At 72.5% G+C, this 21,534-nt stretch carries 13 protein-coding genes; 9 read left to right on the forward strand and 4 right to left on the reverse strand.

The features are described 5' to 3' along the window. Window positions 1-11: 11 nt before the first annotated feature. The 8 genes from ABH927_RS12775 to ABH927_RS12810 all read left to right on the forward strand — a co-directional run bounded on the left by ABH927_RS12775 (window position 12) and on the right by ABH927_RS12810 (window position 14,051). The gene (locus tag ABH927_RS12775) at window positions 12-2,258 is read left to right on the forward strand and encodes a hypothetical protein (RefSeq protein ID WP_370021128.1); all 2,247 of its coding nucleotides are present in this window, start codon (window positions 12-14) and stop codon (window positions 2,256-2,258) included. Beyond that, entirely contained in the window at window positions 2,258-4,510 is a 2,253-nt protein-coding gene (locus tag ABH927_RS12780) for a hypothetical protein (protein ID WP_370021130.1), read from the forward strand. Before ABH927_RS12775 ends, ABH927_RS12780 begins: the two co-directional genes overlap by 1 nt. A 37-nt stretch (window positions 4,511-4,547) precedes the next feature. After that, a complete protein-coding gene (locus tag ABH927_RS12785) occupies window positions 4,548-6,725 on the forward strand; it encodes a hypothetical protein (protein WP_370021132.1) in 2,178 nt (725 codons plus the stop codon). A gap of 17 nt (window positions 6,726-6,742) precedes the next feature. Continuing rightward, window positions 6,743-8,962 carry a hypothetical protein gene (locus ABH927_RS12790; protein ID WP_370021133.1) on the forward strand — a complete coding sequence of 740 codons (2,220 nt, stop codon included), beginning with the start codon at window positions 6,743-6,745 and terminating at the stop codon, window positions 8,960-8,962. A 34-nt stretch (window positions 8,963-8,996) separates the two neighbouring features. Continuing rightward, entirely contained in the window at window positions 8,997-11,924 is a 2,928-nt protein-coding gene (locus ABH927_RS12795; RefSeq protein ID WP_370021135.1) for a hypothetical protein, read from the forward strand. A gap of 125 nt (window positions 11,925-12,049) precedes the next feature. Next, window positions 12,050-13,090, forward strand: a complete 1,041-nt coding sequence (locus ABH927_RS12800; protein WP_370021137.1) for a hypothetical protein — start codon at window positions 12,050-12,052, stop codon at window positions 13,088-13,090. Window positions 13,091-13,171: 81 nt separating this feature from the next. Continuing rightward, entirely contained in the window at window positions 13,172-13,303 is a 132-nt protein-coding gene (locus ABH927_RS12805; RefSeq protein WP_370021139.1) for a hypothetical protein, read from the forward strand. Beyond that, window positions 13,287-14,051: a peptidoglycan-binding protein gene (locus ABH927_RS12810; RefSeq protein WP_370021141.1), complete on the forward strand. Its 765-nt coding sequence runs from the start codon at window positions 13,287-13,289 to the stop codon at window positions 14,049-14,051. Before ABH927_RS12805 ends, ABH927_RS12810 begins: the two co-directional genes overlap by 17 nt. A gap of 96 nt (window positions 14,052-14,147) precedes the next feature. On the opposite strand, the gene ABH927_RS12815 is transcribed toward ABH927_RS12810, so the two are convergent. The 3 genes from ABH927_RS12815 to ABH927_RS12825 all read right to left on the reverse strand — a co-directional run bounded on the left by ABH927_RS12815 (window position 14,148) and on the right by ABH927_RS12825 (window position 16,882). Then, entirely contained in the window at window positions 14,148-14,585 is a 438-nt protein-coding gene (locus ABH927_RS12815) for a hypothetical protein (RefSeq protein ID WP_370021143.1), read from the reverse strand. A 52-nt stretch (window positions 14,586-14,637) separates the two neighbouring features. Further along, the gene (locus ABH927_RS12820; protein ID WP_370021145.1) at window positions 14,638-15,201 is read right to left on the reverse strand and encodes an RNA polymerase sigma factor; all 564 of its coding nucleotides are present in this window, start codon (window positions 15,199-15,201) and stop codon (window positions 14,638-14,640) included. 61 nt (window positions 15,202-15,262) lie between these two features. Next, on the reverse strand, window positions 15,263-16,882 hold the full coding sequence (locus ABH927_RS12825; RefSeq protein WP_370021146.1) for a S8/S53 family peptidase: 1,620 nt from the start codon (window positions 16,880-16,882) through the stop codon (window positions 15,263-15,265). A 115-nt stretch (window positions 16,883-16,997) separates the two neighbouring features. Here ABH927_RS12825 and ABH927_RS12830 point away from each other — a divergent pair, with 115 nt between their 5' ends. Further along, a complete protein-coding gene (locus ABH927_RS12830) occupies window positions 16,998-19,619 on the forward strand; it encodes a CHAT domain-containing protein (RefSeq protein ID WP_370021148.1) in 2,622 nt (873 codons plus the stop codon). Here ABH927_RS12830 and ABH927_RS12835 read toward each other — a convergent pair. Further along, on the reverse strand, window positions 19,574-21,493 hold the full coding sequence (locus ABH927_RS12835) for a LuxR C-terminal-related transcriptional regulator (protein WP_370021150.1): 1,920 nt from the start codon (window positions 21,491-21,493) through the stop codon (window positions 19,574-19,576). The two genes, ABH927_RS12830 and ABH927_RS12835, sit on opposite strands and share 46 nt — an antisense overlap. Between the last annotated feature and the right edge of the window lie 41 nt (window positions 21,494-21,534).

Raw genomic sequence — 21,534 nt, forward strand, 5'->3', positions numbered from 1 at the left:
GGAGCGTGGCTGTGACGACCGACAACGGGGCGACGTCCTTCGTATTCAATCCCGGTGACAGCGATCTGGGCCTGTTCGACGCGGTCCCCGAGGCACTCACCGGCGACGTCGAGATCGGAGACCTCTTCCGGGTGCCGGGAGGCCGGCGGCTGGGCAGGCTGGGCAGGCTGGGGACGGAGCTGCGGGAGGGGACGCTGGGCACGGGGCTACGGGAGGGGACGCTGGGCACGGGGCTACGGGAGGGGTCGCTCGGTCTCGATCTCGGGGCACGGTTGCCCGGCCATGACGGCATCGCCACCGACCCGCCGGAGTTCCCACGGCTCGACGATCCGCCGATCCTCTGGAAGGACCCCCTGCTCACCGACCGGATCTTCTGGGTCGACCCGGACCTCCAGTGGCCGCCGGCGGTGGTCCGGCCGCCGGTCCCGGCGTCGGCGCACCGGAGAGACCTGACGGTCCCCATCGCGCCGCGCGCCGCGCCGACCGACGGCGATCTCTTCGAAAGCCCGGACGGAACCGTCAAGTACGCGCTGCCGCGCTACTCGCTCGCCTTCGACAAGGTGGGCACGACCGACGAGCCGCGCGTCGTCATCGCCGACCGCGACGGAACGGCCACTCTCATGCTGACCTTCGTCGAGGCGCCGTCGCCCGCCGCGGGGCCGGGGGTCGCCGAGCTGCCGCACGTCATCAGCGTCTCCATGAAATACCGCGTCCCCGTGATCAGCGGCGAGTCCCTCGTGCTGGAGCTGCCGTTCCCCAGCGTGCGCCTCGACGCCACGCAGACGGTCGTGACCGCCGAGATGCCGCTGACCACTCCGGGGCTGCGCCAGCAGGTCCTCGCCGCGCTCGCCTCGCTGGAGGCGGCCGTGTCCCTCGTGGTCGGCCGCGGGGTGACGGTCGGCGTGCCGACGGGGGAGACGCTGGAGGACGGCCTGCCCGGCTACCGCCAGGAACGGCTGCTCCTGGAATGGACCGCTCCACCGACCCCGCTGGTCCTCTCCGACGCCCAGCGGGAGCGGCTCGGGGGAGACCCCGGGGGCCTGCGCCCGATGGGCCGCGTCCGGGTGCCCTTCGACGGGCGCAGCCACTCCTACTGGCAGGACCCGGCGCGTCCCGAGCGGTACTACTACCTGCCCGACCGCTTCCTCCTCGCGCGGCTCGCGAGCGCGGGCCGTCCACCGGCTCTGCGGGTGCGGGCCACGGGCGCGGCGTCCGAAGACGCGGTGCGCGTGACCATGGAGTTCTCCGCCCAGCCGGTCCTCCAGCGGGAGCGGCTGGAGGCGGCCCGGCCGATCCTGGAGCAGGAGGCCAGAGCGAAAGGCGCTTCCGGGCCGGTGCGCCTGGAGATCCTGCCGGACGCCCAGCCCGTCCTGCGGCTCGCGCTGCCCGAAGGCGGCGCCCCGTCGTCCGCCCTGACCGAACGGCCCGCGGCCGAGATCGATCTGGAGCTCGGCGTCACCCACGCCGAGACGCTGGGGATCGAGGACTTCCGCCTCGTCTACGACGCGCTCTTCGGGGCCTCCCTCAGCCTGCTGCGGGGAGAGGTGCGGGTCGGGGCGGGCGGCGGCACCCCCGACGACGTGCCGCTCGAGCTGCGCCTGGACCGCACGGCAGGCGACGTGCTCGCCCTCACCCCGACCGAGAGCTCCGCCACGCGGATCACCGCCCGCCTGACGAACGCCATCGAGAGCCCGGTGCGGCCGGGACGGCTCGTGGCCGTGGCGCTCTGCGGGGACCGGCGCGTCCCGCTCCGCATCGAGGGACTCCCCGGCGATGCGGTCCTGGCGGCCGGCGAGGGCGTGGACGTGCGTCTGGTGCCCGAAACGTCCCTGCCGGAGGGCGGCGCCGACACGATCGCGCTCGACCAGAGCGACGCCGTGGCCGAGCCCGACCGCCAGGCGATCTGGGCCCTCGTGTTCGACCGGAGCGCCCAGCCCCAGCTCACCCGGGACGTGCGGGTGGAGGCCGTCCCGGCCCTCTTCGCCGGCCCGCCGGGTGATTCGGGTGATCGGGTCGCGATGTTCGTGGTGGTCGTGGAGCGCGGCGGCACGGTCCGGCTCACCGAGACCGAGCTCAGCGCCGTCACCACCGTGCGCGTGCCGGTGCAGCCGCTGCTCACGGGCGCTCCGATCCCTCCGCTGCGCTACCGCACCGAGACGTTGTGGCAGTCAGGGGGCGTCGGCGTGAGCGAATGGCGCGAGACGGACGCCACCATCCTCCTGCCCATGAAGACGGCCCCCGGGACGGGCGGTGCGTGATGACATCCCCCACCGGCCTGCTCACCGGCTTGCTCACCGGCCTGCCTGACCTCGGCGCGCCGCTCACCTCACTGCCGGGCGCCGTCTTCCGCGGCTTCGACGACAACGGCCTGGCGGTGGCCGTACCGGACGTCCTGGACCTCGAACGGCAGGCGGACGGTTCGGCGGCGCTGCTCGTGACGCTGGTCCGCGGTGAGGAGCCGCCCTACGGGCGGATCGAGGCCGGGTTCGCGGTCGGCACCCGCCTGCCCGAGATCGGGGCGGCCGCCGTGGCGCAGGGGCAGATCATCAGGCTCGCCGAGGCCGAGGTGCGGGGAGGCGTGCTGGAGTTCACCGCCAGGCTCGGCCGCGTGGCGGAACAGGTGCTCGTCCCCGCGTTCGAGCTCGCCCCCGGCCTGCTGGCACGGGCCAGGGTCGCCGCGATCCTCTCCCCGGAGGCCGCCACGCTCGCGGCGCGGCTCGTCGAGGACGCCACCCTGCTGGTGACCGCGACGCTGCGCCTCACCCTGCGCGCGGTCGCGCCGCGGCTGCCCCTGGCGGTCACCGTCGACCCGCACGACCTCGCCGTACGGCTGGCCGGGCGGGTGGGCGAGGGGGCGGCCCTCACCCTCGAGGAGCTGGGTGAGGCCCTCGGCGCCCTGCTTGCCGGGCAAGGCGAGGGGCGGGCGGAGACGCTGGCCCTGCGGTTGAAGGAGCTGCTGGCCCGCCCGGAGCTGTCCACGGAGATCCGCTACCGGTTGCGCTCTCCGGACGAGGTGGCGCCGGGCCGGGAGCACGTCGATCTCGCCGTGCCCACCGCCGTGCTCGTCGACCGGGTGGTCAGCGTCGACCCGTTCTCCACGGCGCGGGCGCTTTCGGGCGGCAGCCTCGACCGGCACGTGCGCCGGATCACGGTGCCCCCCCTGCCCGCCGGTCACGTCTCCGTGGAGTTCGCCGCCAACCTGCCCGAGCCGGTGTCCGGCCTGCTCGCGCTCTTCGCCGACCTGCGGGTGCCTCCCGCGCCGCCCCTGCGTCTCCAGCAGGTCACCGCCGGAGCCACTCTGGAGCCGCCCGGCCGTACCGGCACGGCGCACGTCGTCCTCGCGCCCGGGGAGGAGTCGCACCTCGGGGACCTGGGCGCCGAGGTGCGGCTGCGCGCGCTGCTCGATGTGCCGGCGGGGGCATCGGAGGTGTCAGGGGCGGCTGGCGGGCCCGCTGAGCTCGCCGGGCCGTGGCAGCCGGCGACGGACCGGCACCTGCTGCTCGGGCCGGCCGCCTTCCCGCTGCCGCTGACGGTGGTCCGGGCGTCGGAGGCCCTGACCGCTCTGGCCGTCGCCGAGGTGGTGACGGCGGCGGGGCGGACGCAGGCGCGGCTCGACGTGGCGACGCCGCTGGCCGCCGTGCCGCGCGTGCCCGGGGACCCGCCCGTCCGCGTGATCATCCGGCCGACCGGGCCGGGACGGACGATCGAGCTGCCTGTCGACGGGCCCGACCGGCTCGACCTCGACCCCGTGACCCTGCCGGGATTCGGCGCGCATCAGGCGCGCCTCATCTGCCGTAAGCCGCCCGTCCAGGTCGAGTGGCGGGCCGAAGGCGACGCCGGGCCGCCGCGGACCATACGGCTGCGAGGGGAGGGCGAGATCCGCTGGATCGCCACCTCCCCGTTCCAGCCCGGCGTGGTGTGGCGGGTGGTGACCGCTGGCGTTCCGGGGCCTGCGGGGCCGTGGTCGGCGCCGGTCGCCCCCGCCGAGGGGCTGGTCATCGCCGTCGATCCCCCCGAGGCGATCGTGCTGAACGGGGTCGAGGCCTGGCCGGACGACGCGGAGCCGGGCGTCTGGACGTACGTCCCTCCCGGCCCCTTCCTCGATCGCCTGCCGGGAGGGGGGCGGGCGATCGGCCTCGTCGAGGCGGGTGTCGTGGCGTTCCTGCAGGTCACCACCCGCCTCGACGTGCCGGACCAGGATCGGGACGCCATGCGGCGGGGGTTGCCCGCCGGGTCCGATCTCCGCCCCGCGCCGGTGACCGTACGGCGGGTCGCCGTGGAGGTCAGGAAGCCGGACGGCGGCTGGGCCCCCGTCGCCGAGGGCACCAGCTCAGGCCTCCCGCCCTGGACCACCGCGCTGTCCGCCACGCTCGACGCCGCCCAGGCGGCGGCGGTCAAGGCCGCGCTCGGGGGAGCCAGGGATCGGCTCCGCCTGGTCGGCGAGGTGGCCGCGGCCGCAGGCGTCACGGTGCGGACCCGGGACGTCGCCGACCTGCTCGAAACCCAGTGACCCCCGCAAAAGAAGAGATCACGACCAGGAGGAATCCATGCTCTTGCTCCAAGGAGCCATCGACCTGCCCGAGGCGACCGCCTATCTGGACGACGGCGACGACCTGCGGTTCCACATCCTGCCGAAGGTGCCGATCCTGCGGCGCGAGGCCGGCAAGGCCGTCTTCAAGTTCGTCAAGTACCGCACGCTCAAGCCGCTGGCCAGCGGCGACGTGGGGGCCGCGCTGGTCTTCATGGACATCGAGCTGGCGCTCACCGACCAGCAGGAGCAGACGGTGCGCGGGAAGCTGGCCCAGCTGATCACCGCACGCCGCGGCCCCGGCGCGCAGCCGGTGGACCCGAACCAGCTCGTCCTCACCAAACCCCAGGTCACCACGGCCGACGTCACGGTCGAGGTGCTCGCCGCCAGTGGCGACCTGGTCCAGAGGGTCAACAACGCGGGCAAGCCGTCCATGTACGGCAACAACGTCGTGGCGATCTCGGCGGAGCTCACCCAGTTCGGCGCGCCCGTCTTCGAGGCCGTGATGAGCAGCCAGGGGGCCGGCGGCGTCCGGGTCGTGTACGACCTGACCTTCGCCGCCCGGATGCCCCCGGTGCGGGCCGTCGGCACCTGGGTCGCGACCAAGTTCTACAACTTCGTCCAGGAGGTCGACTTCGAGGAGAACTTCTGGTCGGAGGACGACTTCAGCGAGCACGTCACCGAGATCTTCCGGAACTCCGAGTCCCGGATCGTGGAAGTCGACCCCGGCGCGCTGCCGAACGCCGACCCCGAGACCGCCAAGCTGCTCGACATCGTGCGCGGGTCGGTCGAGCGGCAGCTCGACGAGGCGGTCAAGCGCAACCTGCTGGAGGCCGTCCCGCCGGAGAACCGCGACTTCTCGAAGGTCCGCGACGACGACTTCGAGAACATCAAGCGGAGCGTCCTGGTGGACAAGCGGTCGGACGTCCGGATCGAGGTCAAGGAGAACCAGGTCACCACCGTCGAGGTGCACCCGCAGGCCAACATGCAGTCGCTCGTCAGCCAGGGGTTCACCTGGACCGACTACTCGATGGAGGTCGACCTCGACGACCCGTTCTTCCGCCAGCTCAACCTCACGATCCAGGTGAACGCGGACTTCGTCGAGCTGCCGATCTTCAGCGTGGACGTGAAGATCGACTATCCGCCGCACACCAGGGACCACGGCATCCAGACCTTCGGCTTCCGCAAGGCCGACGACGTCGGGAAGTTCAACGCCTTCATCAGCGGCGGCTCGACGAAGTTCAAGTACCAGTACGTCGTCAACTACAAGGGCGAGAGCCGGGTGTTCACGTCCGAATGGATCGAGGACGACACCAACGACCTGAAGATCAACGTGGACGAGCTGGGCCTGTGGCTGGTCGACATCGAAGTGGGCGACATGAACTTCGACCAGGTCACCCGCGCCGTCCTCACGCTGGAGCACCCCGAGGTCGCGCCCGGAGTGCCCCCGGTGAACCGCTTCCAGATCGACAAGGACACCAAGAAGGCCACGGTCAAGGAGCTGCTGCTGAAGCCGGTCCAGCCGTACGGCGGCTCGATCAAGTACTTCATGCAGGACGGCCGGGAGTACGTCAAGCAGCTGACCGGCCTCAAGGGACAGCGGTTCTACGTCGACGACCCCTTCTCCGCGACGCGCACGGTCCAGCTCCGCACCCGGGGCGACTTCGAGCGGCGGATCGACACGATCTTCGTCGATCTGTCGTACGCCGACGAGGGCAACGACTACCGCCAGTCGACGTCCATCGCGCTGCAGAAGGACAAGCGCTTCTTCGACTGGTCGTTCCCCGTCATCGACGAGCGGCAGGGAGCGGTCACCTACCGCGCCATCACCACCTTCCGGGAGGGCACGTCCACCGACAGCGGCGACCTACCGGTCACGGGCAAGACGCTGCTGCTCGGCGAGGAGTCGGTCACGCTGAGCGTCAAGATCGTCCCCGACCTCATCGACTGGACCCTCGTGAAGCTGGCCACCGTCGAGATCCACTACACCGACCCCGGCCACGGCATCGACGAGCGCGGCAGCTTCACCTTCCGCAAGCCCGGCACGGAGCAGGCCTTCGAGCTGGCCATCCAGGACAAGACCCAGAAGAGCTACACGTGGAAGGCGAAGTTCTTCATGGCCGACGGAAGCCGCAAGGAGGTCGAGTCCCCGGGACCGGTCACCGACGCGGACCTGATCATCGAGCTCCCCGCCTGACCGGAAAGGACCCGGCCATGCTCTTCGAGGCACCGCCGTACTACCTGATCGACGGCGTGTCGATCATGCGGGACCATCTCGACCCGCTGCAGTTCTACTACCTGCCGCTCGCGCCGCGGTTCGTGACCAGGACCGACGGCGGGATCGAGGTCCCCGAGTTCCTCCTCATCAAGTTCAGGTCCGCGACGCGCAACGGGGGCTTCGCCGAGTTCGACGTCGACCTCGGCATGTCCGCCGACCGGCTGGAGACCGTGCGGCGCGAGCTCCAGCGGCTCGCCGGCCTCTCCGAGCCGCCGCGGCTCGCTCCGGTGCCCGTCATCGACGGCTCGGTGAAGCTCATGATCTTCGGGGAGACGGGCGACGGGGGCGGCCCGGGGTTCGTGCGGGCCGTACAGCACGCCGCCAAGCCCGCGCTGTACGGCGACAACCGCGCGGCGTTCTCCGTCGAGCTCGACGAGCGGGGGGTCACGATCCTCGACCAGGCCATGGCCGGGGAGCTGGCGCCGATCGGCGTCGTCTACAGCCTCGACTACCTGGCCCTCCGGCCCGCCTACCACGTGCGGCTCACGATCGACTGGGACCGGACGCAGGAGATCCTCGACGAGACGTTCGGCCACGAGGGCCAGTTCACCGACATCCAGATCCAGAACGTCATGGAGCGCCTGGAGGACGAGAGGGCCATCCGGTTCGAGGTCGACACCACCGTTCCCGAGGACGACGAGACCGGCACCCTTCTGGAGCGCAGGGACGCGGCCGCCGCGCGCGCCCGCGACATGATCACTGACGCCTTCTTCGAGAGCTCGATCGACCCCCTCCGGCAGCCGCCCGACGGCTGGGACAAGGCGCGCGACGTCATCAAGTCGTTCTCGCCGGAGCGCACCACGCCGCTCGGCGTCTTCACCTACAAGAAGACGCACTACACCCGGGTCGACGCCAAGCGCCTCGACGCCGACTTCTCGGAACGGACGACCGCCCGGCGGACCATCTACCCCCAGGGGCATCTCGACGGCCTGTTCCGCGTCTTCGGCGCGGGGCTCGACCGCGACCGGCTCGTGCTGCCGATCGACGCCGACGACCCCTGGTTCCAGCGGCGCAAGGTGCAGGTCATCTCCCAGGCCGACTTCGCCCACGACCCGGTCCGCTCGATCACCGCCACGCTGACCTACCACGGGCAGACCAAGACGGTGCGGCTCGACCCGGCCACGCCGACGGGCGAGGCGCAGTGGCCGTCGGCCCTCGTGGACGGGCGGCTCATCGAGCCGGTCGATCTCAGCTTCGTGGTGGACCTGAAGCCGGCCGACGCGGGCGAGCGGCCGGGCAAACTCGTCTCCGGCACCACCCAGGTCCTCGGCGAGACCGAGGGCATCGAGCCGCGAGACCTGTTCTCCCTGGAGACCATCCCCGTCCTGTCCCTTCCTGGCTTCCCCTGGGACCGCTACCCGCAGGTCGAGGTGCAGCTCCGCTACGACGACCCGGCCCACCTGGTCCGGCAGGACGACCTCGTACGGCTCACCTCGGACAAGCCGGCCGCGGAGTGGCAGCGCTTCCTCGTCGGCCCGCCCGCGGGGGCGGTCATGGCGCGGCTCACCTACCGGGCGGCCGACCACCGGGACCATGTCACGCCGTTCGCCCCGCTCACCCGGCCGCAGGTCGACGTCCCAGACCCGTTCCCCCGGCGGCTCAAGGTCAGCGTCGTCCCCGCGCTCAACTTCGATCAGGTCGACAGGGCGTGGGTCGATTTCGTCTACGACGATCCGGCCAACGGCATCCATGCCGAGGACTCGGTCGAGATCGTCTCAGGGCAGACGCCGCGGCCGTTCATCGCCGATCGGGTCGATCCCACCGTCAACCAGACCCGCTACCGCATCACCATCCTGATGAAGGACGGCACGGTGTTCGAGGGGCCGTGGTCGACAACCCTGGCGAGCCGCGTCTTCGTCCGGGCCGACCTGCGCGGCCACCGTGCGGTGACCCTGCGGTCCCCGGCCGACTTCGCCGCCAAGGGTTTGGAGCGCATCCACGTGGACGCCCGCGCGAAGGACGAGCTCGCCGGGCTGTCCTTCGAGGACGCCGTCGAGTTCGCCGCGGCGGACGCCACGGCCGTGTTCGAGTTCGACTTCGCGACCGCCGACGCCTACGAGCTCAAGGTCCGCCGGTTCTTCCGCAACGGGCTCACGGCCGAGCAGGACTGGCGGCGCTTCGACCAGGACAACGTCACCATCGCCGCCAATCCCTGACCGCCGCCAATCCCCGATCAGGAGGGACCACCCAATGCTCCAGCTCGGCTCCGGCACGTTCGACGTCGACGGCGTGACGGTCTTCCGTGACCACGCGGACGAGACCCAGTTCTGGTATCTCGCGACCCAGGTCTCACTCGGACGGCGCCCGGACGGCAGCGCCGCGTTCAGCTTCATCAAATATCGCCCCGAGGTCGCCGACGCCGGGGTGGACGGCGGCGGGTTCCTGATGTTCGAGTCGGTCGTCGAGCTGCCCGAGGCCACCCGCCGGAAGATCATGGGCCGGATCGGCGCGCTCGTCCGGAACGGCGTGCCCAACCTCGCTCCCGCGCCGATCGAGCGGGGGACCGTACGCTGCATCGCCCTCAACCTGGAAGGCTCCGGCGGCGCCGTGGCCGCGGACCCGCCGCCCGGCGGCTTCACCGCCGTGACCAAGATCCTCGGCGCCACCAGGCCGTCCCTCGTCGGCCCGGAGACCGCGGCGTTCTCCCTGGTCCTGGACAAGGAAGGGGCGATCATCCTGGAGCAGGCCTTCGCCAAGGGCCTCACCCCGGTCGGGATCGTCTACGAGCTGGAGTATTCCGGGCTCACCCCCGACATCCACGTGGAGATCACGGCCGACTTCGAGCGCATATATACCCATTTCTCGGCCAACCTGGAAGCCCAGATCTACTGGGTGCGGGCGGGCATCGAAGCCGGGTTCGAGAAGCTCGTCCAGGATGGGGCCATCCAGATCAAGGTGATCGACTTCGACGGCGCGCCCGACCGCGAGGCCAAGGAGAAGTGGGCCCTCGACTTCTTCAAGAACGACCTGCTCGCGAAGTGGTTCGAGCCCTCCCTCGACCTGGGGCAGCTCAAGGGCGCGGGCCAGCCGGAGGGGCTCGACGCGGTCCTCGACCGGCTCAAGAAGCTCCGCCCGGGCGGTACGGCGGGCAGCCCCGCTTCGCCCGCCACGGCGGGACAGCCGCCCACCGGGACGACCACTTCAGGGACGCCTTCCGCAGGGACGACCCCTTCGGGGACGCACACGGCGACGGCCCCCGCCGGGACGCTTCCGGCCGCGACTCTCACGGTCAACGCGACGACGCCCTCGCCGCTGCCGGGCGGCTACGGCCTGTCGCTCGTGCCGGGGTCTGCCGGCCCGTCCGAGACCCTGCGCGTCGAGGGTCCGGCGGGTGCGGTCGTGACGGTGGGCGGGCAGTTGGAGGTGGCGGACGCGGACGGCACGGTCGCCGTCACCGTGCCCCCCGGTAGCAGCCTCCCCGTGACCGTGAACTGGCCTGCTTCGGCACCCGTCGACGAGACGTTCGTCCTCGGATTCACCTACGACCAGCCGCACGAGCAGGGCTTCACCCCGAGCCCGGCCAATCCGGTCTTCACCTCCTACCTGCTCGGCAATCCCGTGCCCCCGGATCCGCGCTTCTCCCAGAGCACCGCACCCGGCAGGACGCCGCCGCCGTCGGGAGCGGCCGCGCTGCGGGAGTGGCTCGACCAGCGCCTCCTGCCGCCGAAGAACGTCTCCGTCGTCGCCCACGCCAGCTTCGAGGGCGACAACGATCCGGCGAAGGTCGCGTTCAACCAGAGGCTGTCCGAGCGGCGCCTGACCATCGCGCGCGGCCTCATCGCCAACCGCGCCATGATCGTGACGAGCGAGGCGCGGGGCTTCTCGCGGGCGCAGGCCGCCGGGCGCGTCGGCCATGACGAGGACCGGGTCGCCGAGATCACCGGAAAGGTGCCCGGCCGCGATCCCGCCGTGTCCATCCAGGCCACACTCGCACGCCAGCCGGCCCCGACGCCCACTCCCACTCCCACTCCCACGCCGACACCGACGCCCACTCCCACGCCGACTCCCACCACTCCGGCCACGGGCGACGGCGGGATCCCGGCGCTGGTGTCGTTCCGCCTCAAGTTCGTGCGGCAGGAGGAGCGGAAGAAGCTCACGATCGTGTACGACCGCAAGAAGGCGGTGACCCGGACCTACGCGCCACAGGGGTTCATCGGTCTCCTGCTGGACCAGCTTCCCGACAAGGCCGCCCATTTCATCTCCGTCGATCTGGACGACCCGTTCTTCCGGGAGCTCCACGTCGACGTCGGCACGCCGGTCGACTTCCAGCGGATCGGCCTTTTCGCCACCGACGTGATGATCGACTACGGAGATCCGGCCGACGCGCAGAACCATCGCCACGCCGAGTTCCGGCTCACGGCGGCGGACCCGGGGCCGAAGCGGTTCACGACCTTCCTCAACCAGGCTCACGACATCGGCTTCCGCGTCGGCCTCCAGCACCACTTCCGCGCGGACTCCGGCTGGGTGGGGGAGCGGCTCAGCTACGAAATCGCCCCGCGGTCCAGCACGGACCGCACGCTCAAGGTGGACCCGGACGACGACCTGGGCTTCGTCGAGGTGCAGATCTTCCCGAACCGGATCGACGCCGGGATCGTCGACGCGATCGACGTCGAGATGTCCTATGACGACGGCGCGGCGTTCCAGCGGCACGACGTGTTCCGGGTGGTCCCCGGCGGTCCCGGCGGCGCGCCCCAGCTCTGGAGGCTCCGGCTCACCCGCCCCGACCGGCGCGGGTGGACCGCCCGGCTGACGCATCATCTGAAGAACGGCACGGCGCGGACCACGGGGCCGATCAGCGGCGACGCCTCGTTCCTCCCCGTGGACGACCCGTTCGTCGACGCGCTCGACATCCGGGCCATCCCGCTCTTCGCCCTCGGCACGGTGCAGGTCGCCTTCCTCGACATCGACTACGACGACCCGGGCAACGCCTACCGCCGCAGCGAGCGGCTGGAGATCCCGGGGACCGCCACCGAGCCCGTCCCCTTGCGCGTCGCGCTGCTGGACGCGGGCCTGCGCGCCTTCCGCCGCCGCGTGACCATCGTCACCAAGGACGGCCATCTGGTCCAGGAGGCGCCCGTCGACGGAACGGAGACGCTCATCCCCATCGGCGCGGCGTGACCAGGCGGCTGGGCGCGAGGTTCACGCGCGACACGGCGGTGGTCCGTGGGGATACGGCAACTGCGGCGGGAGGTCCGGCCGGAAGTCCGCCCTGCGAGGCAGAGGTTCGGTGCGACGAGCCGGGCGTGCTGCGAGGGCCGGTGGCGGGTCTTGTCCGCGAGGCGACCGGTGCCGGCGTCCTTCCGCCGCATCTCGACGCCGCCGTCGGCCGGCTCGAGGCCGGCCCGTGGCCGGAGGTGGCCGCGCGGTGGAGCCGTCTGACGCCGTCCGGCTTCCCCGTCGAGCTGACGGTCGGCGCCGCCGACGGCTGTCTCCGCTGGACGGTCGAGGTCGCCGGGCCGGAGGTCGCCGACTCGCGGCGGCTGCCCCTGGCGGCCGCGCTGCTGGCGGCGTGGGGTCAGGCACCCGATCCGGCGCTCGCCGAGGAGCTGCGACGGGCCCAGGTCGGTGTGGAACTGCGCTTCGGCGCCTGGCTCGGCGGCCGCGAGGCGCTCCCCGGGCTGCCCGGGCTCACGCCCGAGGAGTCGTCCGGTGGTGTGTCTCGGCCCAAGCCCGAGGACTACGGCGGGCCGTACCGGCTTGAGCCTGACGAGGCGCTCAGCGGGGCCGCGCGGCTCAAGGTGTACGCCGAGATGCCATCGCGGGAGAGCGGCGGCCCAGTCATGAGGAACGAGCGCCTCCCTGAGTGGCTGCCGATGCCCGCGCGGGTGGCGGCGGCCTGGAGGCTTCTGCCACCCGGCAGCCGGGTGCGCATGCTCGGCATCGAGCCCGCGCGGAGCCGGACTGAGATGTACGCCCGCCTCCCCTCGATCGACGCTCTCGCGCTCCTGCCTTTCCTGCACGCCGTCGGGCACGCCGCGGCCCTGACCGCCCTGGAGCGCGATCTCGTGGACGGCCTGCGGCGTCTCAGAGGGCGGAGGCTGGGGCTGAGCGTCGCCTGGGGGCCCGGCGACCGGATCGAGACGGCTCTGTTCGCGTCCGCCCGCTCGCTCTTCCCCGCCGACCCGGCCATGCTCACCCGCCTGGTGCCCGAAGCGGGCAGGCCCGGCCGCCCGCGAGAGGCGTCGCGCACGGGACTCGTCACGCTCGGCCTCGATCCCGAGGGCGGGCCGGTGCGAGCCACTGTCGGGCTCTCGCCCGATGTAAGAGCCCGCCGTACGGCATGAGCGTTGAAAGCGCGATTCCGGTCGAAATCGAGTAGGGGCCTACTCATGCCCGCGTGAATGGCCGTGCGATCCCATTGATTCATGACCGAGAAAATCCCCACTCAGCCAAGACCGGAGCCGGAGCTCACAGCGGACGATCCACCCCAGGAATTCGCCGAGCCCGACTACGACGAGATCGATCGGGAGGTGGCGGGCGATGCCCAAGCCCAGTGAACTGCTCAGGGAAATGACCCGTTACCTCGACTACAGGGAGCCCTCGGGCGGGAAGACGGTGTTCGGGGCCACCTACCGCGAGCGCAAGCAACTGGAGCCCGCTTTCGACGTGGCCCCGTGGTGTGACATGTTCATCGCCCAGTGCTCGCTGGCCGCCGGAGGGGCGGACATGCTCGACGTCGTCGGCGACTTCGCCCTGACGACGAGCCACGCGGAGTGGTTCCGCGAGCACGACAGATGGCACGCCGGAACGGCCGGAATCCGCCCCGGAGACATCGTTTTCTTCGACTGGTCCGGCGGCAGGAAAATCAGCGCAATCGACCATGTCGCGACGGTCGAGAAAGTCATTTCCGAGCACGATGTCCAGACGATCGACGGGAATGTCGACGACACCTGTAAAAGGCGTCGCCGTACGAGCGCCCTGGTCGTCGGATACGGGCGCCCAGCATATGACGGGACGCCGTCAAGGCCGGATGTCTCGCTCATCTCCACCCTGGCCGAGCTCGGGCACGCCCCCGATTTCCCGGGCGTCGTACGGCCGGACCAGAACGGTAAGAACGTCCGGCGGGTGCAGGAGAAGCTCCGCCGCCGCCAGTTCGGCCTGGGTCCTTCCGGCGTCGACGGCGACTTCGGCCCGGCCACCAAGGCGGCGGTCGCGGCCTTCCAGGAGAGCGTCGGCCTGGAGGCGACCGGCCTCGTCGACGAGAAGACCTGGGAGGCGCTGTGGGAGGCTCCCATCGAGGGCTGACCCCCAGTGATGTGACGGCCATCGCCGCCCTCCGCGCCAGAAGGCGCCGGGCCGCGGTGGCCGTCTTTTCGTGGCCGGGCAGGTTCGTGGCCCGGGTCAGATGGTGACCCACTCGGTCGTGAACGCGACGTCGCCGATCCGGCAGCGGATGCTGAACGGTCCCGCCGGCACCCGATCGACGGTGAAGCGGCCCAGTGCGTCTGTGGTCAGCGAGACCGGGCCGGGGCCGCGGACCTCGATCGCCGCCTCCCGCGGAGGCATCACCTGGCCCACGATGCGGTTCGTCGTCCCGGTCTCGGAGATCTCCAGATCGAGGGCGGACCCGGCCGCGCCGAATGTCAGCAGCCGAGGGTGTTCGCCGCCCCTCACCGGCACGGGGCCGGCGAGAGAGTCGAAGGTCAGATCGGCCAGCTCGGCGTCGATCGTCCGAAACCGGAAGGCCTCGGTGGCGACCTGAAGGAGGTGGGGCGGCACCGGATCGAACAGCTCGGCCGCTCGGCGCAGCTTCCCCTCCAGCTCCATGTCGTCGTTCATGCCGCACATCCTTCGCAGTGACGCCGGTGACCCCCGTGACGCCGGTGACGTCTCATTCGGCGAGCAGCTTTCTCAGGTGGCCGAGGCACCGTCCCCGGGTCGGCCCGATGCTTCCGATGGCGATCCCGAGGCCCGCCGCGACCTCGGCATAGGTCGGCGGCGGCGAGGCCATCAGCACGCGGAGCAGCCTCCGGCAGTTCTCTGAGAGCTGTTCGTACGCCTCCCAGACCCGCCGGAGCCGCGCCGCCTCATTCCTGGTCTCCTCCGCGTCGAGGACGGCGCGTTCCGGTGACAGATCGTCGACGCCGGGGGACAGTACGTCCAGGTCGCTCGTCGGGATGACCCGGCGGGAGCCTCGGATGACCTTGAGGCACTCGTGCCGGGCCGTGCTGGCGAGCCACGCGCCGACCTTGTCCGGCTCCTTGATCCGCGTGAGGTTGTCGGCGAGCCGGAACCAGGTGGTCTGGTACACCTCGTGGGCGTCGGCGTCGATCAGCCGGTATGACCGGATGACCGACCAGACGAGCGGGCTGAGCCGCTTCACGAGCGCCTCCCAGGCCGCGGTGTCACCGTCGGCCGCGGCCTGGAAGAGGCGGGCAGTTGAATCGCTGTCCACGCGGCGTGTCCCTTACGTTCGGGATCGTCATCGTACGCGGGGGGAGCCCCGGACGGCGGGGCTATACGAGCGATTGATCGGCCCGCAGGATCGGCAGGACGAGTCCGTCCGTGTCGGTCACGGCCTGCTTCCGGGCCTGGTCGAGTAGCCACGTCGCCGCGTCCCTGCTCGACTCGCCCGCCACCGACATGCGCGCGACGATGAGGCCCGCGACGAGCGGGGTGGAGAAGGACGTGCCGCTCCACCTGGCCAGCCCCTCGAACTGGCTGGTCTTCCCCTGAGGCTGGTTCGCCCCGACGAAGTGGTCGGCGGGGTGCAGCGTGGTGTACTCCCCGAAGGCGAACGCGTTGACCAGGTGGTAGCCCCTGGCGTACACCTTGACCCAGTCGCCGTAGTCGCTGAACGCGATGCGGGCGTTCTCCTCCTTGTTGAGCGCTCCGACGGAGACCACGCTCGGGTCGTCCGCGGCGTAGGCCGCGGGATAGAACGGCGTGCTCAGCGCGTCGTTGCCCGCGGCGGCGACGAGTGTCGTCCCGGGGTGGGCGTGCAACTGGTCCATGAAGGCGCCCAGGCTGTCGAGGGGCCGCCCCTCTACCGTCCGCACGCCGGCGGAGAGGCTGATGACGTCGGGCCACCGCCCGTGCTCGCCGGCGTACCTCGCCAGGTCTTCCACGAGCTTGTCGCCGAAGCTCATCGCGTCGATGGTGCCCGCCCACTGGAGCGTGTTGTACACCGTCACCCGCGCCCTCGGCGCGACGCATCGGACCACTCCCGCGATGAAGGTCCCGTGGCCGACGTACTCCTGGATGACGCCGTGCCTGGGCCGGCCCCTGTCGTCGCCCCAGATCTCCCGGCCCCCGAGCAGGCCCCCGAGCAGGCCAGCGGGAAGGCCCCCGTGACCCGGCACCGGGATGTCGTCGCCCAGATCCAGATCCAGACGCGGGTCCAGATGCGGGTGCGGCGCGGGAGCGTCCCCGAGCTCCGGTGCTCTGAGCCTTCCCTTCACCTCATCCTTCTCGACCTTGTCGGCGAGCCACGGGTACGCCTTGAGATGGTCCGGCGTGTCCCACCCCGTCACGAGACCGGTGTCGATCACGAGGACGAGCTTCCCGGCACCGAGGTCCGGCTCCGGCCGTTGCGGTGGGTCGGGACGCGTGAACTCGGGAACGACCGGCTCGTCCGCCGGGCAGAGGTTGACGTTGCAGATCGACACGAGGTAGTTGGGGCTCACGGACTCGACGTCCCGGAGCTTGCGGAGCGCGTCGAGCACGCGGGACTCGCCGTGCTCGGCGGGCTCGTCGAGGCGCATCGCGTACACGCCGGCCGGACGCCAGGGCCTGGCGGCGTCGTCGGCCGCGCCGGGCACTCTCTCCAGAATCGTGTCGCGGGCCGTCGCGTCGTGGCAGATGAGGACGTCCTTCTCATACACGTATCCGGGGTCGAAGTCCTGGTCCGGTGTGGCGAAGACCTCCGTCCCCTCGGCGAGGCTTCTCCGGCGGATGCCGTCAGGAGCCTGGACGGGAAAGCACCGGGCGGGCGGCCGGCGGGGATCCAGCGTGGCGCTGTGCTCGGCGACCTCCAGCCAGAGGCCTGGCGGCGCGTCGGCGAGGACCAGCCCGAGCTGCCTCCAGAACCGGTCGCGGAGGGACTCTTTCGAGGGAAGCGCTGGTGACTCGGCCATGCGAGGTGTCCCTTTCATAGTCAGGATGCGGGTCTCCTCAAACAGGAGCCAGCGGGTGGCGCCCTGATACACCGCAGTGTGGACGCTCCGGCGAGCCCGCGTCTAACATCGATCCGTGGCCGGGGACCCCCAAGATCCACTCGATTTGCTGCCCCTGGTCTTCTCACAGCCCAAGGAGGCGCTGGCGGGCGCACGCGCGCTGCTCGCCGGCAGGCCCACGCCCCATGACGCGTCCGTCGCGCATCACGTGCTCGGCCTCATCGAGCGCGACTTCGGCGACCTGACCGCGGCCATCGCACATCTGCGGCGGGCCAGGTCGCTCGCCCGCGCGGCCGGTTCCGCCGCCAGGGAGGCCGACGTCCTCGCGACCCTCGGCATCGCCCTCATCCACGGCGGGCGAACCCGGCCGGGCCTCGCCGCGCTCGACCGCGCCTTCTCCCAGGCACTCGCCCAGCCGGACGGTGTGGCGGCGGCCCAGGTGCTGTTCCGGCGGGCCGGAGCGCTGTGGATCCTCGGCCGGCACACCGAAGCCCTCGACGACCTGCGCCGGGCGATTCCCGACCTGCGGCGGGCGGAGGACACCATCTGGACCGCCCGGGCGATCACGCTGCGGGCCACGCTCCTGCTGGCGCTCGGCTCCGTCGAGCGGGCCAACCTCGACTTCCTCGCCGCCGAGCAGCTGTGGGCGACGACCGGCCAGGAGCACGACAAGGTCGTCGCCGTGGAGAACCGCGGCCGCGCGGCCTTCCGCTCCGGAGACCTGCCCGCGGCGCTCGGCCACTTCGACGAGGCCGCCAGACGTTACCGGGCGCTCGGCACGCCGATGTACGTCATGGAGATGGAACGCTGCGCCGTCCTCATGGCGGCGGGGCTGCCCCGGGAGGCTCTGGAAGCGGCCGACGCCGCGATCGGCCGCCTCGACCGGACCGGCGGTCAGCCGACGAGGAAGGCGCAACTCCTGCTCACGGCCGCCCAGGCCGCGATCGCCGCGGGCGACCCGGACACCGCGGTAACGCGCGGACAGGCGGCGATCCGGCTCTTCGCCGGCCAGAACCGCGAATGGTGGGAGACGCACGCCCGGCTGGTGCTCTGCCAGGCCAGGTTCGCCTCCGGGCGGATCTCCGCGCGGCTGGTCCGCGACGCCGCCACGGTGGCCGCGCGGCTCTCGGAGCTGCGCTCGCCGGACGCCGTCCAGGCGTGCCTCCTCGCCGGACGTACGGCTCTCGCGCTGAACCGGCCGGCCGACGCCGCCCCCTACCTGGCCGCGGCGGCGCGCGGGCGGTTCAGGGGGCCGGCGTTCGCCAGGGCGGACGGGTGGCTCGCCCAGGCTCTGCGGGCCGAGGCGGCCGGGCGGCCGAGGGGCGTGCTCAACGCCTGCCGGCGCGGGCTGGACGTGCTCGACGAGCACCGGTTGACGCTGGGCGCGTCCGAGTTGCGGGCCCGCGCCACCGCGCAGGGCGCCGAGCTGGCCTCGCTGGCGCAGCGGGTCAGTCTCCGGTCGGGGAGCCCCCGCCGGTTCCTCGTGTGGAGCGAGCGCTGGCGGGCGACGGCCCTCGCGGTGCCGCGCACGCGCTCTCCGGAGGACCGCGACCTGCTGCGGGACGTGACGGCCTTCCGCGAGATCACGGTCAGGGCCGACGAGGCGCGTTCCTCGGGCGCCCCCGTCCCGGCGCTCGACCGCGAACGTCGGCGGCTGGAGCGGGAGATCCGCGCCCGGACTTTGCGGATCCGGGCCGAGACCACCTCCGGCGGTCACCGCTTCGACGTCCGCGCGCTGATCGACCGGCTCGGCGGCGGCGCGCTGGCCGAGATCGTCAGCGTGGACGGCGACCTGCACGTCCTGCTCTGCGGAGAGGGACGGGTCCGCCGGTTCAGGGCGGGGCGGGCCGCCGACGCCGCAGCCGAGATCGAGCACGTCCGCGCCGGGCTGCGCCGGCTCGCCTACGACGGGGCTCCCGGGCGGCTGCCGCTGATCGAGGAGGGCGGCCGCCGCCTCCAGGAGATCCTGCTCGGCCCCGCCGTACGGCATCTGGGGGAGGGGCCCGTCGTCGTGGTGCCGCCGGGACGGCTGCACGGCGTGCCGTGGGCGGTGCTCCCCGCGCTGCGCGACCGCGTGGTGAGCGTCTCGCCGTCGGCCAGCGCCTGGCTGCGCGCCGCCGACCTCGCCCCGCCGCCGGTGGCCGGGCCCGGAGTCGTGCTCGCCAGGGGCCCCGGCCTGGAGAGCGGCGGGGGAGAGGTCCCGCTGCTCGCCGCGCTGTACGGCGACGCGGCCGTCCTGGAGAACGGCGACGCGACCGCCTCGGCCGTGCTCAAGGCGATCGACGGCAGCAGGCTCGCCCATGTGGCCGCCCATGGCACGTTCCGCGCCGACAGCCCGATGTTCTCCTCGCTGCGCATGGACGACGGGCCGCTGACCGTGTACGAGTTCGAGCAGCTGGGCCGCGCGCCGTACCGGATCATCCTGCCGAGCTGCGACTCGGGCAGGCTGGAGCCGGTCGGGGCCGACGAACTGCTCGGCCTGGCCACGGCGCTGCTCCCTCTCGGCACGGCCGGGATCGTCGCGAGCCTGGTCCCCGTGAACGACGAGGCCGTGATCCCGCTCATGCTGGCCCTGCACGACCGGCTGCGCGCGGGGTCGTCCATGGCGGAGGCCCTGCGGGACGCCCGGCGGGAGGCCCCTGGGGATGCCCTTCACCAGGCCACGGGATGGTCCCTCACCGCCATCGGCGCCGCGTAGGACAGGCTGATCAGCCGGCCGAGCGCGGTCCGGTCGCTGCTGCCGAGATGCTCGTACATCCGGCACAGCTGGTTGGCCACCGTCCGGATGGACAGCCCGAGCCGCTCCGCGATCTCCCGGTTGGTCAGGCCCGCGGTGGCGAGGCCCGCGATCTGCCGCTGGCGCGGGGTGAGGCGGGGTGTCGCCAGGTCGACCAGCGTCGGGGTGCGGGCGCCCTGACACGCGTGGGCCAGCATGGCGGCGTGGGCCTGCGAGGCGTCCGCGGCACGGCCCTCACGATGGGCACGATGGGCCTTCGCCGCGTGCCCGGCCGCCTCCGCCGCGTGCAGCAGCAGGCCCAGCTCCGCGAGCTTGCGGGCCACCTTGTCGAGCGCCGCCGCGTCGCCCGCCGCCAGCGCGGCGGCGTGCTCGGCCAGCAGGGGAGCGAGATCGCCGGTCATCGTCTCGGCGAGGCGGTCCAGCCGGGCGGCGACCTCTCCGGGCGCGCCGAGCCGGGCGACGTCATGCAGTGCGAACAGGTCGCCGCCTTCGGCCGCGGCGAGGGCGGACCGCAGCGCGCCGTCGAGGTCACCCCTGGCGGCCAGGACCCAGGCCCGCGCCGACGCGTCGTCCGGACACCGGTCGAGGGCCTCCTCGGCGGTCAGCAGGTCGCCGGCGCAGGCGGCGGCCCGGGCCAGCTCGCCCAGGCATGGAACGTTCCCGGGGAAGCGCCGCAGCCCCTCGCCGCTCCAGCTCACCGCCTCGCGGACCTCGCCGCGCAGGCGGGCGATCCACGCCCGGCGCGCGCAGAACTCGGCCATTCCGGCCTCGTCCCAGCCCGCGTCGTCCTCCACCAGCCGCTCGCCGGCGCCCGGCGCGATCCTGGCGAGGTCACCCGCGTAGCCGCGCGCGGCCAGCTTGGCGCATTGGTCCGACAGCGCCGCGGTGACGTCCCGCGGGGGCGGTGCCGTACGGCTCAGCCTCTGGGCGCGCAACCGCCCGACACCGGCCCGCACGGCCGGGCCGAACAGGGGATGGGCGAGCCGTACGAGCAGGTCGTCGTCGGTGACGATGAGCCCGCGCGCCTCCAGCCGTTCGAGCGCGGCGACCGGGACCGGGGCCGCCGCGGCGGCCAGCGGCTCCCCGAAGGCCACCAGCTCGAGCGCCTCCCGCTCCGCCTCGCCGAGCTCGCCGATGGCGGCGGCGACGAGCTCCCGCAGCCTGCCGGTCATGGGCACCTCACCCCGCCAGCGCCACACCCCGTGGGCCCGCTCCAACGCCCCCGCCTCCCGCGTGGCGGCGACCAGCTCGCGCAGCAGCAGGAGGTTGCCCCCGCTCAGGCGGTGCAGCCGGCGCACGGTCAGGGCCTCGACGTGGTCGCCGAGCACCGAGGTGAGCACCTCGGCCACCCGTTCCTCCGAGAGCGGGCCGATGGTGAGGCGCGGAAGGACATGCCGCCGCCAGAGCCCGGTCACCGCGTCGGGACACGATGAGGCCGCCGTCTCGTCCGCGGACACCGTGACGAGCAGCCCGGCCCGCCGGTGGACGGCCAGGTGCTGGACGAGCGCGGCGGAGGCCTCGTCGAGAAGATGGGCGTCGTCCACGACCAGGACGCGCACCCATCGGAGCGTCTCGACGGCCCTGCTCAGGGAGTCCGCCGCCGAGCCGGGAAGCAGGTGGGCGAACGCGCCGAAACGAAGGGACGCGCCGCCACGGGTTCCGGTGACCCAGACATGGGAGAGACCCGCGACGGCTTCGGCGGCCAGGCGGGTCCTGCCCGTCCCCGCCGCGCCGCAGACGACGATGCCGCGCCGGCCACCGCCCAGGCTCTCCCGCACGTGCCCGAGCTCCGCCGCGCGCCCACTGAACGGCCATTGGTCCCGTAGGTCTTCCATGTCAGCTAGAGCCCGCCGTGTCCCGGCTGATACACCGGCGC

Source organism: Planotetraspora sp. GP83, from assembly GCF_041262585.1.
Lineage (GTDB): Bacteria > Actinomycetota > Actinomycetes > Streptosporangiales > Streptosporangiaceae > JAOEGB01.

What these genes read in the sequence shown, in the direction of transcription:
- ABH927_RS12815 (WP_370021143.1), bottom strand. Translation starts at nt 14,585, where the DNA reads ATGAACGACGACATGGAGCTGGAGGGGAAGCTGCGCCGAGCGGCCGAG.
- ABH927_RS12835 (WP_370021150.1), bottom strand. Translation starts at nt 21,493, where the DNA reads ATGGAAGACCTACGGGACCAATGGCCGTTCAGTGGGCGCGCGGCGGAG.
- ABH927_RS12790 (WP_370021133.1), top strand. Translation starts at nt 6,743, where the DNA reads ATGCTCTTCGAGGCACCGCCGTACTACCTGATCGACGGCGTGTCGATC.
- ABH927_RS12780 (WP_370021130.1), top strand. Translation starts at nt 2,258, where the DNA reads ATGACATCCCCCACCGGCCTGCTCACCGGCTTGCTCACCGGCCTGCCT.
- ABH927_RS12785 (WP_370021132.1), top strand. Translation starts at nt 4,548, where the DNA reads ATGCTCTTGCTCCAAGGAGCCATCGACCTGCCCGAGGCGACCGCCTAT.
- ABH927_RS12825 (WP_370021146.1), bottom strand. Translation starts at nt 16,882, where the DNA reads ATGGCCGAGTCACCAGCGCTTCCCTCGAAAGAGTCCCTCCGCGACCGG.
- ABH927_RS12810 (WP_370021141.1), top strand. Translation starts at nt 13,287, where the DNA reads ATGCCCAAGCCCAGTGAACTGCTCAGGGAAATGACCCGTTACCTCGAC.
- ABH927_RS12805 (WP_370021139.1), top strand. Translation starts at nt 13,172, where the DNA reads ATGACCGAGAAAATCCCCACTCAGCCAAGACCGGAGCCGGAGCTCACA.
- ABH927_RS12795 (WP_370021135.1), top strand. Translation starts at nt 8,997, where the DNA reads ATGCTCCAGCTCGGCTCCGGCACGTTCGACGTCGACGGCGTGACGGTC.